The sequence below is a fragment of the Cupriavidus sp. 01T418 genome (genome assembly GCF_056398885.1).
In genome coordinates this window covers 196957-213118 of the sequence record NZ_JBFTQG010000004.1, presented here as the reverse complement: position 1 = coordinate 213118, position 16162 = coordinate 196957, and the positions used below count along the sequence as shown (strand labels likewise).

Sequence of the window (16162 nt, the reverse complement as noted above, 5' to 3'; positions counted from 1 at the left end):
AGCCCTGGGGACGATGCCCGCCGCCAGGCGGGCCATCGGCGCGAACGTTTTAGCAGTCAGCGCCCTGCAATTCAGCCGCACCGGCCTTGTTGGCCACCGCCAGCGCCGCCAACGGAGTATAGGCAATGAGCAATCCAAGGGCGCCATCCAGCACCCCGGCGGCAACCGCCCACGCAAGCGGACCGCACCAGCAAGCGGTCAACACTGCGCACACCACCGTCACGGGCCGATGGCCGCCAAACCTGCGCGAGGCATATTGGTACGCATGGCTACGATGCGCCACGTGGGGACGTTGACCGCGAATCACCCGGCGAAAGAGGGTGATTGTGGCATCCACCACGAACACGCCGGGCAGGATCAGCATAACCCACAGGAACATCGGCGCGACCTTGGCCGCCAGAATAGGCGCGATGCCGAATGCGAACCCCAGGAAGCCGCTGCCGGCATCGCCCATGAAGATCTTCGCGGGCGGCCAGTTCCACGCCAGGAAGCCAGCCGCGGCCGCCGCCACGCCGAACAGCCAGAGCGCCTCGGCGCGCATGCCTGTGACCGGCAGCAACAGCACCGCGCCGATGGCACCCGTCAACACCGCCTCGCTGCCGGCAAGTCCGTCGATACCGTCCATGAAGTTGAACAGGTTGAGCATCCACACGACTACCAGCACTGCCAGCGAATGACCGGCCCAGCCCAAGGCCAGCACGTGTCCGAAAACCACGATTTCAGGCAGCCCGCCTGTCAGCGCCACCGCGGCGATCGCCGCCGCGAAATGGCCGGCCAGGCGCCAGCCGGCGGGCACGTGACCGTGATCGTCGAGAAAGCCGAGCAGGGCCACCAGGCCGCCGCAGGCCCCGAAGATCACGGCCTGCGGCACGCTGGCCAGGCCGAACTGCGGCGCGACCAGCGCCAGCGCGATCATGGCCACGACGATCCCCATCCCGCCGCCGCGTGGCGTCGGCACCATGTGGGAACTGCGCGCGTTGGGCACATCGAGCAATTGCCTCGATAGTGCATAGCGCCGCACGGCGCCCGTCACGCCAAGCGAAATCACGTAGGCGGCAGCCAGTGCCAGGATCGCAATCACTTGGCGACCTCCTCAAGGGTATCGAGTATCTGCTGTGCCTGCCGCGCGGCATCCTGGTGGGTGAGGCACCATGCGTGTCCCCGCTCGCCCAGCGCCGCGAGTGCATCGGCCGGCAACGCCATCAGGCGCTCGATGCCGGCCGCCACGGCGATTGCGTCCTCGGCGGCACACGAGATGCCGCAGCCCGACGCCTCGACCCCGTTGCCGGGATCACCGACTGCATAGACGATCGGCTTGCGGGCCATCATATAGTCGTTCAGCTTGGTAAAGCTCGCACCGTACTGGTACAGCGGCGAAGCCAGTGCGCCGGCATACGCCACGTCGATACGCGCAAGGAAATCGGGAACCTGCGTGCGCCGCACGGGCGGCAGCCAATGCAGCCGGTCCTGCACGCCGAGCCGTGCCGCCCGCGCCTGCAGCGCATCGCGCTCGGGGCCTTCGCCCACGATCACGAGGTGCACATGTTCGAGCGCAGCCAACGCATCCACCGCCACGTGCATCGCGTTGGCAACCCCCACGGCGCCCGCGTAGCCAAGCAGAAACGCACCATCGGCGCGCAGCCGTGCAAGTCGCTCCGCGTGCGGCGCGGGCAACGGCTCGGTGCAGAGTTCTTCCGCCAATACACCGTTGCCCAGCGGCAGAAAACGTCCGGGCCGCAGGCCGCGCGATATCAGGTACGCCTCGGCATTGCGCGGCACCGCTGTGACAAGGTCGGTGGCGCTGCACGCTGCCGCTTCCGCGGCGCTGACGAGGCGAATGAACGGATGCCGCGGCGACGTGCCGCCCAGCAGGATCAGCGTCAAGGGCCACAGGTCGCGAATATCGACAATCAGCGGCGCGCGCCACTGACGTGCGATGCGGCGCACCGGATAGATTGCAAACGGCTGCGGCACGGAGAGCACGACGAGATCGTACGGCTCGCGCAACACAGGATGCCGTCCATATAAGCGCGCAGTAAACCGGAACATGCTCAGCACGCGACCGAGCAGGCTCTTTGGATTGTATTCAGGGGTGCGCAACCAAAGATAACGGATGCCGTCGATCGTCTCGACCGCTGCGCGCCCCGCCACAACCGGCTGTTCCCGGCGGGTATGCGAATACGATGCCGCCGCGATGGTCACCTCGTGCCCGGCCTTGACCCATTCGCGGGCGTGCACGTAGTTGCGGAACACCATGCCATGCCGGGCGCTGCCAGCGTATTGCGACACGATCAGAATGCGCCTGCGTTGTGGAGAAGCACTCATGCCGGGCGTGCCTCGCAAGCGGGAGCCAGTTCCCGGTAGAGTGCGACCAGACGACTGGCCTCGACGGCCCAGTTGAAGTGCTGTTCCACGGCGCGACGGCCATTCGCGCCATATTGGGTGGCCATGCCGCGATTGTCGAGCAGGCCGGAGATGGCGCGGGCAATCGCTTCGGGCGCTTCGGGTGTCACGCACACGCCGCATTGGTTGGCTTCGACGATTCCGCGCCAAAGCGGAAAATCGGAGGCGATCACGGGTATGCCACTCGCCATGTATTCGAACATCTTGACGGGCAAGGCGTCCATGTAGCTCGCCACGGGTTTGAGCACAACCAGTCCCGCGCTCGATTCGGCCAGCACGCGGCCGATCTCGGCACGGCCGACGTAACCGTGGTAACGCACTTTCGACCAGCCAGGCAATGCGCGCAGCTCGGCTTCGAACGCCGGGTCGGAAAAATCGCCGCACAAGGCCAACTCGACGCCGGCCACTGCATCGATCGCCAACACCAGTTCGCGCAGCCCACGCACGGGTGCAAGCCCACCGACGTAGCACACCTGCCGGCGCGGCAGCACGTCGGGCGCTGCGGGCACGAGCTCCTCCAGCCGCGGGAAATTGCACACTGCGATGCTGCGCGCGCCGATGCGCGCGAACCGGTCGCGGATGTGCGGTGTCGCCGCAACGACAGCGCTCATGCGCCGGGCTGCCACATTCTCGACGACCTCGAAAAACCCTGCCGCAAGACGCCGCAGGCGCGACGGGATCCAGGCCTTGGTCATGATGTCGCGCGGCAAGTCTTCGTGCACGTCATAGACAACGCAGGCACCGCACAGCCGCAAGAACCAGACCCAGGGCAGCAGTTCCGGATCGTGGAAATGGTAGATATCCGCGCGCAGACGCCGGCCGGTGCGAAAGACCCGCCAGGTCGTGCCGAGCATGCGCGCCAGGCGGCCACCACGCGGCCCCGGCACACCGTGGACATGGACACCGTCGCAGGTCTTCGAGTCGGTATTGGCGGCGACGAGATGCACGTCGTACCCGGCCGCCGCAAGGGACTTCGCCTGCTTGTGGAAGATACGCGTGTCATCCCACGGGTGGGCCGACGTCAGGTGGCAAACCCGCGTCATGCGACCACGCCGAAGGTGTCTTCCCAAAGGGCAACGCTGTACAGGCGCCAGCGGGAACGCAGGTCCATGCCGGCGAAAGCAGCCTCGATCTTGCCTGGTTCGCACAATTTCGCCAGCAACCTGGAACGCTTGATAGCGGCCAGCATCTGCGGCGCGTGGCGCGGCAGCCAAAGATCCTCGGGCGCCTCGAATCCGAACTTGTTCTTGCGCCAGGTCACCGATTCGGGCAAGCGGTCAGCCATGCCACGGCGCAGCACCCACTTCGACCAGCCACCGCGAATCTTGTGTTCGGCGCGAATCGCGAGCGCCGCCTCGACCGCCCTGTAGTCCAGAAACGGCAGTCGCGTCTCGATGCTGTGCGCCATCGAATTCTTGTCCTCGTAGCGCAGCAGAATCGGGAGGTTTGTGCTCGTCATTTCGAGATTCTGCAGCTTGAACTCGTCGAGGCATGCCTTGGCATAGGCGGTCAGGTGCGCCGGCCGCACCGGCATGTTGCGCACGTAGCTGTGGCGCCACCGGTAGAACGCATAGCGCGCGGGTGCCGACAGCCCCCCAACCAGGAACTTGGCCATGTTGAGAAAGCCTAGCTTGGCATTATTGCGGCGTGCCTGCGACACGGCGCCCCAAGCCGCCCACGGGCCGCGCTCGCGCCATACCGTGGCGACGTGCGCCGCATAATATTTCTCGTAGCCCAGCAGGGTTTCGTCGCCGCCCTGTCCATCGAGCAGCACGGTCAGGCCATGCGCGCGCGCCGCCCGCATGACGAACCACTGCATGTTGATCGACGGGCCGGCGTAAGGCTCCTCCTGTGCGCGCACGACCTCGGGCAAGGTGGTCACGAAGTCTTCGTACGTGGGACGCAACGGCACCCATTCCAGATCAGCGCGTTCGGCCACAGCCTGCGCAAATGCCGATTCGTCGGAACGCTTCGACTCGCTCACTGCCGTGATGCCTACGAAACGGCCCGCGGCACCGCTCGGCGTGTAGCGGGCGGCCGCCAGGGTGGCCACGCTCGAGCTATCGAGACCGCCGCTCAGGCACGTTCCAACCGGGACATCGGAGCGCAGGCGCAACTTGACCGCGTCGTCGAGCAGAGCCGTATAGTCCCGCGCTGCCGTCTCGGCGTCGAGGGCTTGCCAATTGGCCCGCCGGGGAATTGTGTAGTAACGCTCAATCCGGTACGTGTCGGACGCCAGGTCGTAGACGAGATTGCTGCCCGCGGGCAGTTTGCGCACACCCTCGAAGAACGTCTCGTCCTCGTGATCGGCGAACCCCGTGACAATGAAATCGAGCACGATCCTGTCGTTGGCGCAAACCGTGGCACCCTCCAGCAGCTGGCGGATTTCCGAGCCAAAGACAAAGGCATGGCCGTCTTCGCGAAAATAGAATGGCTTGACGCCAAACCGGTCGCGCGAGCAGAACACGATGTTGCGGCGTCGATCGAGCAAGGCGAACGCCCACATGCCGTTGAAACGTTCGACACAGGCCGGCCCCCACGCCTCGTAGGCTGCCAGGATGACCTCGGTGTCCGAACCCGAGCGGAACTGATGACCAAGCGCGGCGAGTTCCTCGCGCAACTCGATGTAGTTGTAGACTTCGCCGTTATAGGTGATGACGCAATCCCCTGAATGGGAATGCATCGGCTGTTTGCCTTCGTCGCTGAGGTCGAGGATGGCCAGCCGCCGATGGCCGAAAGCCACCTTGCCGAATCCCTCCGTTGCGCCGCCATCCGGCCCCCGGTGCAAGACCGCCGCCAACATCCGGTCGATCCGCGCCAGGTCCGCATTGGCCTCGTCACGACGAATGATGCCCGCGATGCCGCACATAATGAGTTACCTCCAGTTGAGCCACTCGCCGGTGCGAGCAAACAGCGTCGCCAGCGACCGTATCAGGCTACAGCGGCCCCACAGCGCGGCGTCGAGGATCGAAGGCAGTGCGCGAAGCAGCCGCCCCAGGCAGCGGGAATTCGCGAAGGGCGGGCAACGTTGTGCCCTTGAGCGGCAGTGCCAGGCATCGTGGCATGGGGCTCATCGCAATGTGCCCTTGACGGACGTCGGCCGCAGAGCGATCGTCGGGTCACCGCGGACAAGGCTGCCCGCGCCCACGGTGCCGAACGTATCGTGACACTACACTGCTGCAGCTTCCGCAAGACGATCAACGATCAACTGCTGCGTTTGCGCATCGAGATACGGATGCATCGGCAGGCTGAAGACGCGCGATGCGGCCTGCTCCGAGTGGCGCAGCGAGCCGACGATGCGGCACGTGTCCTTGTAGGCCGGCTGGAAGTGCAACGGCACGGGGTAATGCAAAGCCGTCGGCACGGCGAGCGTCTTCAGCCGCTCGAGCAGCGCTTCGCGGTTGTCGGCCTGTACGGTGAACTGGCCCCACACCGAGTCGCGATCCGGGCCGACCTTCGGCGCGTCGACGCCGTCGACCGATGCCAGCAGCTCGATATAGCGCTGGCCGATTTCGATGCGCCGGGCAGTCTCCCACTCGAATTTTTCGAGCTTGCCAAGCAACACGGCGCATTGCAGCGTGTCCATGCGGCCGCCGACGCCCACGCGCGTGTGATAGTAGCGACGCTCCTGTCCGTGCACGCGGATTTCCCGCATGGCTTTGGCCAGCGCGGCATCGCTCGTGAAAATCGCACCGCCGTCGCCATAGCACCCGAGCGGCTTGCTCGGGAAGAAGCTCGTACAACCGATCGTGGACAGGTTGCAACTCTTGCGGCCTTTGTAACTCGCACCGAAGCTCTGCGCGGCATCCTCGATCACCGGGATGTTGCCGTGGCGCGCGGCGATGGCATTGATCTCGTCCATGTCCGCGACCTGACCGTACAGAGAGACGGGCATGATTGCGCGCGTCTTGTCAGTGATAGCCGCTTCGATCAGGGACGGATCCAGGTTGCAGGTGTCCGGATCGATATCGATGAATACCGGCGTCGCGCCGACCAGCGCGATGACTTCGGCGGTGGCCGCAAACGTGAAGGGCGTCGTGATGACTTCGTCGCCAGCCTTCACGCCGAGCGCCATCAGCGCGATCAGCAAGGCCTCGGTCCCCGACGCCACCGTGACGCAGTGCGTCGCGCCGGTGTAGGCCTCGAGCTTCTCCTCGAGCTGCTTGACCTCCGGCCCCATGATGTACTGGCCGTGATCGAGCACAGCCTGGATGCGCGCGTCGATCGTCGTCTTAAGATCGGCGTACTGGGATTTCAGGTCAATAAATGGAATCGAGGGAGTAGACATTGTTATTGCGCAGTGCAGGAGGTTGCATCAATTCGATAGGTAGCGCCGCATTCGCAATGCACGGCGCCCTGGCCCTTCAACTGAACGCCGCACTTGCACATCCACCCTACGCGGCGCGCGGGCACGCCGAGCATCAATGCATGAGCCGACACGTCCCGGTTAACGACCGCGCCTGCACCGACGAACGCGAATTCACCGACGGTCACGCCGCAAACGATCGTCGAATTGGCACCGAGCGTCGCACCGCGCTTGACCAGGGTCTTGCGATACTCGTTCTTCCGGACGATGGCGGAACGCGGATTGTAGACGTTCGTAAACACCATGCTCGGGCCGCAAAATACGTCGTCCTCGATATGCACGGCGTCGTACACCGACACATTGTTCTGAATCTTGACGTTGTTGCCGATTACCACGTCGTTGCCGACGAAGACGTTCTGCCCGAGCGAGCATTTCTCGCCGATGTTGGCACCGCCGCACACATGCACCCAGTGCCAGACGCGACTGCCATCACCAATTTGCGCGCCGTCGTCGACAATCGCGGTTTCGTGAATGGATACGGCCATATCAATAGTCCAGGGGCAGGGCAATGCGCTTGCCGTCGCGCGCAGAGAGGTATGCCGCGATCAGCACCTCAAGCGACTTCAGCCCTTCGCGGCCGTCCGTTTCCGGTTCGGCCTCGCCGCGCAGCACGTTGATCACGTTGTCGTAGTACAGCGGATGGCCGAAGCCGTAGACCGAAGTCGTTTCGTAGCTCGCATGCTTGACGTTTTCATCGTCCGGATGCGGCTCTGCGAACTCCCACTGCTGGATCTCGTTGACGGCGACGCCGCCCACGCGGACCGTGCCCTTCTCCCCGATGATCGTGATGCTGCCCTCGAGGTTCTTCGGGTAGGTAAGCATCGTCACGTTCATCGAGCCAAGCGCGCCCGAGCGCCATTTGACGCTGATCACACCGGTGTCTTCGACTTCGATGTTGCGCGCGAGCGTGGCGGTGTAGGCCTGCAGGCTTTCGATCGGGCCAATCAGCCAGTCCAGCAAATCGATGTAGTGGCTCGCCTGGTTCATGAATGCGCCGCCGTCGAACTCCCACGTGCCGCGCCATGCGGCGCTGTCGTAGTACTCCTGGGGACGCGTCCAGAACACGTTGATGTTGACCATGTAGATGCGGCCGAAGCGCTGCGCCTCGACGGCACGCTTGAGCAACTGCAGGGTGGCGTTGCGGCGGTTCTGCTTGACCACGAACAGGCGCACGTTGGCGTCGTCGCAGGCCTTGACCATGCGCACGCCGTCGTGCCAGCGCGTGGCCATCGGCTTCTCGGTCATCACGTGGCGGCCGCTGGCGGCGACTTCAACCGCTTGCTCCGGATGCAGCCCGCTCGGCGTGGTCAGCACGACGACATCCGCATCGCTGTGCGCGAGCAAGTCGCGCAGGTTGCTGTACGCCTTGGCGCCGGTTAGCTCGGCCGCCGCCCGGAGCGCGGCCGGATCCGTGTCGCAGACTGCGACGATCTCGGCGCGACCGGCATGGGTCTGCAGCGCCATCATGTGGTTCTTGGCGATGCGGCCGCAGCCGATGATGGCAAAACGGACCTTGCGCTCAGTGATGGGACCCGGGAAATTACGCATGTGTACGCCTTACGCCTTGACAATGTGAGGAGCGGACTCGAGATAGCGGCCGCGCGAATCGACGATCAGCGGCGCATGCGCCTTGATCAGTTCGTAGTCGAAGCGGTCGTGATCCGTGGCCAGCAACACGCAGTCATAGCCAGCCAGAGACGTTGCCGTGAGCGGCACGCTCGACAGATCGAACTGGTGCTCGCGCATCTTCGGGAATTCCGGGATGTGCGGATCGCTGTACGATACCTTGGCACCCAGCGCGCGCAGACGTTCCATCATCATCACGCACGGCGATTCGCGCATGTCATCCACGTTCTTCTTGTAGGCGATGCCGAGCACCAGCACACGACTACCGTTGATCGCCTTCTGACGCAGGTTCAGCGCGCCAGCGATCTTGTTGATCACATACTCCGGCATCGACGAATTCACTTCGCCAGCCAGCTCGATGAAACGCGTGTGCACGCCATACTCGCGCGCCTTCCACGTCAGGTAGAACGGATCGATGGGAATGCAGTGGCCACCGAGGCCAGGTCCCGGGTAGTACGGCACAAAGCCGAAAGGCTTGGTCGCGGCCGCGCGGATGACCTCGTGGATATCGATGTCCATCTTGTCGGCAACGATCTTCATTTCGTTGACGAGTCCAATGTTGACGGCACGGTGAATATTCTCGAGCAGCTTGGTGAGTTCCGCCGCACGCGTGGAGCTCACCGGCACAACCTTGTCGATGACCTGACCATACAGCGCGAGCCCGACCTCGAGGCAGTCCTTGGTGTGGCCGCCGCAGACCTTCGGAATCGAGCGGGTCGTGAAATTCGGATTGCCCGGATCCTCGCGCTCGGGCGAGAACACCAGGAAGACGTCCTTGCCGACCTTGAAACCGCGCGACTCTACGCGCGGCAGCAATTCCTCGTCGGTCGTGCCCGGATAAGTCGTGCTTTCGAGCGACACCACCTGGCCCGGGCGCAAATATGGCACCAGCGAGTCAGTCGTATTCAGGACGAAGCTCAGGTCCGGCTCGCGGTACTTGTTGAGCGGCGTCGGCACGCACAGGATCAGTGCGTCGACTTCACTGGCACGGGAAAAATCGGTGGTTGCCTCAAAGCCTTGCTTGAGCGCATTCGCAATGGATTCGCCGGGGATGTGCTCGATATAACTCCTGCCGTCACGCAGTGCCTGCACTTTCGACTCGTCCACGTCAAAGCCGACTACACGATAGCCGACTTCCGAATAACGCAGCATGAGCGGCAGGCCAACGTAGCCAAGCCCGACAATACCGATGGTGGCGCTTTTTGCGTCCAGTTTTCGAACGAGTTCAGACTTCACTGCCTAATGCTCCTTAGCAAACAGCCTAATTCGAGTATGCTTCTGATCTAATCTTACCTGCACTGATTGGGCATGCAGCAATATCCCGGCGATTCAACAACCCTTGACAGGCGAACCGAGATAATGACAACCCCGACCGATGCAACCATCGCTCATGACGAGCTTATTCAACATTCAGCATGCGCTTCTGCATTCAAGCGTACGCAAATGGCATTACGCCGAGGGCCACGGCTACTGAATTACGTTCATAAGATGGCATTCGGCACCGCTTCTGGCAGCTTGGCCACGCACCAATATCAGGTCGGACACGCTGAAGGCTACCGACGCCTGCCCGGTTGCACTTGCGCCCCGACACTTTAATACCCGCATGCGAGGGATTGACAAATAAGCCGATCGGCCGGCTCACTCACCTGGATTCGTTGATGGGGCGGGGATGGCACCGACCCCAACCTTCATATTGCGAACGCGGCACTTTTCCAGCTTGACCACCAACCTAACAAAGCGCGAATTATAGCGTAATTTCTTCCGTTGACCACTGAACTTTCCGAGCGTTAGGAAACGTCGCACCGTTGCTACGCCGCCATGGCATTGGCCCTCGGCGTTGCCCTTCATGCCACGCGGCGCAGGCAGCCATGGCGCCCGGCAGCGCTTGCACCTTCGGCCTGGGTCCAGCCTGGCCAGCCGCCCGGCCCCAGGCCGGTAACACGCCGTTGCATTGCCGCGGTCAGGCGCGTATTGCCATGCGCCCAAAGGGGCACCACAAGACACCTTATTTTTGCACAATGTGATAGGTATTAGCCCCAAGCGCCGAAGCATTTTGTTACAGATAAACTAATCGCCGCAAAAACAGGGGAGACAACCCATGTATTACTTGCTTGGTCTGTCACGACAGATCGACAGGTTGAATCAGCACACGGGCAGGCTTGCAAACATCATGATCCTGCTGTCGTGCCTGATCAGCGCGGGCAACGCCCTGCTGCGTTACGGCTTCAACCTCAGCGACAACTGGCCGCTCGAACTGCAGTGGTACATGTTCGCCATCGCGGTGATGTTCGGCGCGTCCTACACATTCCAGCGCAACGAGCACGTGCGCGTGGATCTGATCTACGGCAACGTATCGGAGCGCGCGCAACACTGGATCGACATCTTCGGCATTATCTTCTTCCTGCTGCCTTCCTGCGTGCTGTTCATGTGGCTATCGTGGGACTCGCTGTTCCTGCCCTCGTGGCGCATCCTGGAGCAATCCGGTAATTCCGGCGGCCTGCCGCGTTACCCGATCAAGCTGGTGGTGCCCCTCGGTTTCGGCCTGCTTGCCTTGCAGGGCGTATCCGAGCTGATCAAGCGCGTTGCCGCCCTCAAGGGCCTGGTGCGCATCGAATCGAAATACGAGAGGCCGGTGCAATGATTCCATTGGAATATATGCCGCCGCTAATGTTCGGCGGCCTGGTGGTATTCATGCTGATCGGTTTCCCGGTCGCATTTTCGCTGTCGGCGGTGGGCCTTGCCTTCGGCATCCTGTCCATCCAGTTTGGTTACTTCCCGGTCAGCTTCCTGCAGGCGGTGCCGAGCCGCGTGTTCGGCAGCGTGCTGGCCAACGAGCTGCTGCTGGCCATCCCGTTCTTCACCTTCATGGGGGCGATCCTGGAGAAGTGCGGGCTGGCCGAGGACATGCTCGACTCCATGGGCCAGCTGTTCGGACCGGTGCGCGGCGGCCTGGGCTACTCGGTCATCATCGTGGGCTTTATCCTCGGGGCCATTACCGGCACCGTGGCGGCCCAGGTGATCGCCATGGCGATGATCTCGCTGCCGGTGATGATGCGCTACCGCTACAACATGAAGTACGCCACCGGCGTGCTGGCGGCATCCGGCACCATCACGCAGCTGGTGCCGCCGTCGCTGGTGCTGGTGGTGTTGGCCGACCAGCTCAAGACGCCGATGGGCAGCGCCGACGTGGGCAGCATGTACCTGGGCGCCTGGGGCCCGTCGGTGATCCAGATCGCGCTGTTCGCGCTGTACACCTTCGTGCTGGCCCGCATCAAGCCCGACTGGCTGCCGCCGGTGCCGGTGGAAGAACGCACGCTGCGCGGCTGGCCCCTGTGGCGCAAATGCCTGCGCGGCATCATTCCCTGCGCGGTGCTGATCTTCCTGGTGCTGGGCACGATCATGCTGGGCATCGCCACGCCGACCGAATCCGGCGCCATGGGCGCGGTCGGCGCGCTGGTGCTGGCGGTGCTGCGCGACCCCGGCTTCGGCAAGCTCGACCGCAACATCTACCGTATCGGCCTTGCCGCCACGGGCGTGGCCATCATCGCCGGCACCGTCGCGTTTGGCTCGCATGCCTTCCGCATTCCGCTGGCGGTGGTCTACCTCGTGATCGCGTGGCTGTTGCTGCGCGCCGGGCAACTGACCGAGCTGCGCGGGCTGATCATCGAGGCTTACCAGTCCACGGCGCGCATCACGGCCATGGTGGTGTTCATCCTGATCGGTTCCACCTGCTTCTCGGTGGTGTTCCAGGGCGTGGACGGCGGTGCCTGGGTGGAGCACATGTTCACCTCGCTGCCTGGTGGCTGGATCGGTTTCCTGCTGGTGGTCAACCTGTTCATCTTCTTTCTCGCCTTCTTCCTGGACTTCTTCGAGATCGCGTTCATCGTGGTGCCGATGCTGGCGCCCGTGGCCGTCAAGGTGCTGGCGCCGGTCGTCGCCGATTCGATGGGCGGCAATCCGGAAGCGGCGGCCACCGCCGCGCTGGTGTGGTTCGGCGTGATGCTGTGCGTGAACATGCAGACATCCTTCATGCACCCGCCGTTCGGCTTCGCGCTGTTCTACCTGCGCGGCATCGCGCCCAAGGAAGTGAAAAGCTCCGACATCTACTGGGGCGCGCTGCCCTGGGTCGGCCTGCAGCTGATCATGGTGGCGCTGGTGATGTTCTGGCCGGGCATGGTGACGATGTTCCTCGACAAGGGCTCGCTGCACCATACCAATGCGGCGGAGGTGAGTATCCCGCTGGGTGGCGAAAGTAGTGGGCCAGCTTCGGCGCCATTGCCGGCCGGCAGCCCTGGCAGCGGCACGCTGGAACTGCCGGCGGCGCCGGCCGAGAGCGAACCCGCCGCACCGCAGTTCGAGTTCGACAAGAAGAAATAACTGGTGCAATTGCCGGCGGCCGTGGTCGCCGGCAGCTCAAATAGTGCCATAGTAGGAACGTGTATACTGCGGGAAAATCAAAGATTCTGATATCCCACATGACGACTACAACTTCCCAACTGAACCTGGACCAGGACAATGCTTCATTCTGGTCAGAATTGTGTGGCAGCAGTCTCGCTCGTACCCTGGGAGTGACCGATTCCTCCAAGGAATCACTTGTTCGTTTTGATGATTGGTATTTCGATTACTACCCCTATCTGTTCGATCACATCCCGTTTCAGGCGATGAAGGACAAATCGGTGCTCGAGGTCGGCTTGGGATACGGCACGGTTTCCCAGCGGCTGGCAGAATCTGGTGCAATTTATCACGGGCTGGATATTTCGCCGGGCCCAGTATCGATGGTGCAGCACCGACTCAACCAAAATGGTTTGTCCGGCGATGTCCGCGTAGGCAGCATCCTCAACGCACCTTTCGAAAGCCAGCGCTTTGATTATATTGTGGCCATTGGCTGCCTGCATCACACCGGTGACCTGCAGAAAGCGATTTCTGAGTGCCACCGCATGCTCAAGCCTGGTGGCCGTCTGATCTTCATGGTCTATTACGCTTACTCGTACCGACGTTTCCGGGACGAACGCGAAACGACGCTGGGCTACCTCTGGCGCGAAATGACTGGCTACAAGGGAGTTGTCGCGAAGTCAAACGAGACTGCACGCGCCTCGTACGATTCCAATGCCGACGGCCAAGCCGCGCCGCACACTGACTGGATCTCGAAGAGATCGCTGAAGCAGCTCTGCCGGCAATTCAGCGAATTCTCCGGCAAAATCGAAAATATTGATCAGACGCCGCCGTTCGCGAAAACACTACGCGAAGCATTGCTCAAAACGCGCTGGCCGAGTATCTGCGGGTTGGACCTCTACGCGACCGCAGTGAAGTAACCCGCGGGCTCGCTCGCACGCGGCAACAGCCGCCTTCAGTCGAATCCGGACGGACGGGTTCTAGATAATTAACGAGATAACGATTATTTCTCCTGCGGACAAAGACAAACAATCTAGCGTTCTCTTTGGCAGACTTAGCGTAACCAAACGACGAGTAATATCGAGATTTAGTTAAGCCCCTCGCAAAGCCAGCAATAGTAAACCATAGAATCGGTGCGACGAATTCCCGAGGAGCAATAGCAGTGCCCAATACGTTTATCAAACTCTCAGAAATTGACCCAAGCAATCCAGACACATGGAATTGCGTCCTTACTTTCGATATCGATTGGGCTTGCGATGAGGTATTGGAAGATACGATTGATTTGGTGGAATCATCCGGGATTTCTGCTACGTGGTTTGTAACCCACGATACGCCGGTGCTGAAACGCCTCCGCTCCAACCCTGCTTTCGAGATTGGCATCCATCCTAACTTCAACTTCTTGCTTAACGGTGATGCCCGCAATGGGGGGACAGCACAGGAGGTTGTAAAGCGACTATTGGCCATCGTACCGGAGGCGAAAACCGTACGCAGCCACTCGTTGACCCAGAGTAGCAATATTCTCCAAATCTTCGCCGACAATGGATTGACGCACGAAGCCAATCACTTTATTCCAGAGCAAGCCGCCATTGAATTAAAGCCATGGCGCCTATGGAATGGATTAATTAAAATTCCCTACCTCTGGGAAGACGATGTTGCCTGCCTTTATAAGGAAAACACGCCAATCCAAGAGCTAACAAAAAGAAACGGAGTGCGTGTTTTTGACTTTCATCCCATCCATGTGTTTCTAAATACAGAATCACTCGATCGATATGAGGGCACCCGCGAAATTCATCGAGACCCCAAAGAGCTCAGTAAGCATAGATATACGGGCACAGGCACTCGCTCGCACTTAAAGGAAATACTGAGGTTGAACTGATGCGAATCGCTATTATTGGCAGGACGGAAATTCTTTTTGAAACCACTGAACGGCTCCGCGATAAAGGCCATGAAATTGCTCTTATAATTACAGCAAAAGAGGCTTCAGAATATACAAAAACATCGAATGATTTTTGTCGACTCGCGAATCAATTGAATGTGCCGTTCATCAACACTCCTCGAATTGAAGAAGCCATTACATCCATTCGCGACTTGCCACCTATCGATATCGGCGTCAGCCTGAACTACAGCGGAATCATTCCTAGTTCTGTTATCGATCTTTTCCCATTGGGGATTCTGAACTCCCATGGCGGCGACCTACCCCGTTATCGCGGCAATGCATGCCAAGCTTGGGCCATCCTCAATGGCGAGGACCGCATTGGCCTCTGCATCCATAGGATGATTGGTGGCGAACTCGATAGTGGGGACATCATTGCACGAAGCTACTTTCCCATCACCATTGATACGAAGGTCACGGCAGTCTATCAATGGATGAGCGAGCAGATCCCAGACCTCTTTGAGGAAGCGATCAGGCACTTGGAGGACGACCCAAGGTTTGTCCTAGAGCGACAGTCAAAAGACCCTAAAGATGCCCTCCGCTGTTACCCTCGGCGTCCAGAGGACGGTCGTATCGACTGGTCTTTGAGTGCGGCGGAAATTCTGCGGTTGGTCAATGCGTGCAATCGACCGTATGCCGGCGCGTTCTGTTTCCTAGATGATCAAAAGCTGATTGTTTGGGACGCAGAACTCGCTCCCGAGGAGAACTTTCTTGCAATTCCTGGCCAAGTCACGATGATCACAGATGGCTTTGTCGAAGTTGCCACCAAGAATGGAAAATTACGCCTTAAGGAAATAGAGGTGTCGGGAGAGATCAAGCCACCTAGCCTCGTTGTTTCTTCTATCAGAAAAAGACTCTCCTGATTAGCAATTCGGCGCGCATCCTTCGGTTTATGCCCTGATGTCGCGGGCGACACGACAAGTGAGAGACGCCCGGGTGCTCAAGCTAATCCTGCGGTATCTGGAAGCGGGGCGGATGCGTGGTGGGGTGATCGAGCACGCCGCAAGACGGACCGCTGTCGCCGCTGCTATCGAACAACATCGGTTGGAGGCATCTGGTGACCGACATCAACGTCGGCCGCTATGACACCAACGAAATGGTGTATGCCCAGAGCCTTCTGCCGCAGATACCGGATGATTCGCTGACGGTGTTCGACAAGGACTTCGTGGCTGCCAGGGTCCTGTGTGGCCTTACGATGAGCGGGCGTAACCGCCACTTCCTGATTCCCGCCAAGTCCCACACTTGCTGGGAGGGTGGTTGCTCGCAAGCCGGACAATGCAACGGTACGCATGCGTGTCTCGCCGCAGGCGCGCAAGCAGTGCCCCGCATTAGCTGAACTCTGGACTGCGCGGGCTATCCACATGCATGAACGACTCAGGTCGCTGCCCAACGAGAAACGACCCAGCCACGCATGCGACCGGGTCTTCAAATCGCGCCCCTCA

At 61.2% G+C, this 16162-nt stretch carries 13 protein-coding genes and 1 pseudogene; 6 read left to right on the top strand and 8 right to left on the bottom strand.

Going from position 1 to position 16162, the window contains the following annotated elements:
* Window positions 1-49: 49 nt before the first annotated feature.
* The 8 genes from AC1DQ3_RS06995 to AC1DQ3_RS06960 all read right to left on the bottom strand — a co-directional run bounded on the left by AC1DQ3_RS06995 (window position 50) and on the right by AC1DQ3_RS06960 (window position 9631).
* A complete protein-coding gene (locus AC1DQ3_RS06995; protein ID WP_477119451.1) occupies window positions 50-1081 on the bottom strand; it encodes an MraY family glycosyltransferase in 1032 nt (343 codons plus the stop codon).
* Window positions 1078-2325: a glycosyltransferase family 4 protein gene (locus AC1DQ3_RS06990; protein WP_477119450.1), complete on the bottom strand. Its 1248-nt coding sequence runs from the start codon at window positions 2323-2325 to the stop codon at window positions 1078-1080. The genes AC1DQ3_RS06995 and AC1DQ3_RS06990 overlap by 4 nt, the downstream gene beginning before the upstream one ends.
* The gene (locus AC1DQ3_RS06985; RefSeq protein WP_477119449.1) at window positions 2322-3446 is read right to left on the bottom strand and encodes a glycosyltransferase family 4 protein; all 1125 of its coding nucleotides are present in this window, start codon (window positions 3444-3446) and stop codon (window positions 2322-2324) included. The genes AC1DQ3_RS06990 and AC1DQ3_RS06985 overlap by 4 nt, the downstream gene beginning before the upstream one ends.
* A complete protein-coding gene (gene asnB, locus AC1DQ3_RS06980) occupies window positions 3443-5272 on the bottom strand; it encodes an asparagine synthase (glutamine-hydrolyzing) (RefSeq protein WP_477119448.1) in 1830 nt (609 codons plus the stop codon). Before asnB ends, AC1DQ3_RS06985 begins: the two co-directional genes overlap by 4 nt.
* A 300-nt stretch (window positions 5273-5572) precedes the next feature.
* Window positions 5573-6676: a DegT/DnrJ/EryC1/StrS family aminotransferase gene (locus AC1DQ3_RS06975; protein ID WP_477119541.1), complete on the bottom strand. Its 1104-nt coding sequence runs from the start codon at window positions 6674-6676 to the stop codon at window positions 5573-5575.
* A 17-nt stretch (window positions 6677-6693) separates the two neighbouring features.
* Window positions 6694-7254, bottom strand: coding sequence for an acyltransferase (locus AC1DQ3_RS06970; protein WP_477119447.1), 561 nt, complete (start codon window positions 7252-7254; stop codon window positions 6694-6696).
* 1 nt (window position 7255) lies between these two features.
* Complete coding sequence (locus AC1DQ3_RS06965; protein ID WP_477119446.1) at window positions 7256-8317, bottom strand: Gfo/Idh/MocA family protein; 1062 nt, start codon at window positions 8315-8317, stop codon at window positions 7256-7258.
* 9 nt (window positions 8318-8326) lie between these two features.
* The gene (locus tag AC1DQ3_RS06960) at window positions 8327-9631 is read right to left on the bottom strand and encodes a nucleotide sugar dehydrogenase (RefSeq protein WP_477119445.1); all 1305 of its coding nucleotides are present in this window, start codon (window positions 9629-9631) and stop codon (window positions 8327-8329) included.
* 862 nt (window positions 9632-10493) lie between these two features.
* Between AC1DQ3_RS06960 and AC1DQ3_RS06955 the strand changes: the two genes are divergently transcribed.
* From AC1DQ3_RS06955 to AC1DQ3_RS06930, 6 genes and pseudogenes are all read left to right on the top strand, one after another.
* Window positions 10494-11036 (top strand): TRAP transporter small permease subunit, encoded by a 543-nt coding sequence (locus AC1DQ3_RS06955; protein ID WP_477119444.1) that lies wholly within the window; start codon window positions 10494-10496, stop codon window positions 11034-11036.
* Window positions 11033-12772: a TRAP transporter large permease gene (locus tag AC1DQ3_RS06950; RefSeq protein ID WP_477119443.1), complete on the top strand. Its 1740-nt coding sequence runs from the start codon at window positions 11033-11035 to the stop codon at window positions 12770-12772. The genes AC1DQ3_RS06955 and AC1DQ3_RS06950 overlap by 4 nt, the downstream gene beginning before the upstream one ends.
* Before the next feature lie 98 nt (window positions 12773-12870).
* Entirely contained in the window at window positions 12871-13707 is an 837-nt protein-coding gene (locus AC1DQ3_RS06945) for a class I SAM-dependent methyltransferase (protein ID WP_477119442.1), read from the top strand.
* Between the two features lie 242 nt (window positions 13708-13949).
* The gene (locus AC1DQ3_RS06940) at window positions 13950-14663 is read left to right on the top strand and encodes a polysaccharide deacetylase WbmS family protein (RefSeq protein ID WP_477119441.1); all 714 of its coding nucleotides are present in this window, start codon (window positions 13950-13952) and stop codon (window positions 14661-14663) included.
* Window positions 14663-15583 carry a methionyl-tRNA formyltransferase gene (locus tag AC1DQ3_RS06935; protein ID WP_477119440.1) on the top strand — a complete coding sequence of 307 codons (921 nt, stop codon included), beginning with the start codon at window positions 14663-14665 and terminating at the stop codon, window positions 15581-15583. The genes AC1DQ3_RS06940 and AC1DQ3_RS06935 overlap by 1 nt, the downstream gene beginning before the upstream one ends.
* A gap of 188 nt (window positions 15584-15771) precedes the next feature.
* Window positions 15772-16078, top strand: a pseudogene (locus AC1DQ3_RS06930) (IS4 family transposase); the annotation flags it as partial.
* Window positions 16079-16162 lie beyond the last annotated feature (84 nt).

Bases quoted from the DNA above. Each gene is read 5' to 3' on its own strand.
- AC1DQ3_RS06970 (WP_477119447.1), bottom strand. From the start codon at position 7,254: ATGGCCGTATCCATTCACGAAACCGCGATTGTCGACGACGGCGCGCAA.
- AC1DQ3_RS06965 (WP_477119446.1), bottom strand. From the start codon at position 8,317: ATGCGTAATTTCCCGGGTCCCATCACTGAGCGCAAGGTCCGTTTTGCC.
- AC1DQ3_RS06935 (WP_477119440.1), top strand. From the start codon at position 14,663: ATGCGAATCGCTATTATTGGCAGGACGGAAATTCTTTTTGAAACCACT.
- AC1DQ3_RS06955 (WP_477119444.1), top strand. From the start codon at position 10,494: ATGTATTACTTGCTTGGTCTGTCACGACAGATCGACAGGTTGAATCAG.
- AC1DQ3_RS06985 (WP_477119449.1), bottom strand. From the start codon at position 3,446: ATGACGCGGGTTTGCCACCTGACGTCGGCCCACCCGTGGGATGACACG.
- AC1DQ3_RS06950 (WP_477119443.1), top strand. From the start codon at position 11,033: ATGATTCCATTGGAATATATGCCGCCGCTAATGTTCGGCGGCCTGGTG.
- AC1DQ3_RS06990 (WP_477119450.1), bottom strand. From the start codon at position 2,325: ATGAGTGCTTCTCCACAACGCAGGCGCATTCTGATCGTGTCGCAATAC.
- AC1DQ3_RS06945 (WP_477119442.1), top strand. From the start codon at position 12,871: ATGACGACTACAACTTCCCAACTGAACCTGGACCAGGACAATGCTTCA.
- asnB (WP_477119448.1), bottom strand. From the start codon at position 5,272: ATGTGCGGCATCGCGGGCATCATTCGTCGTGACGAGGCCAATGCGGAC.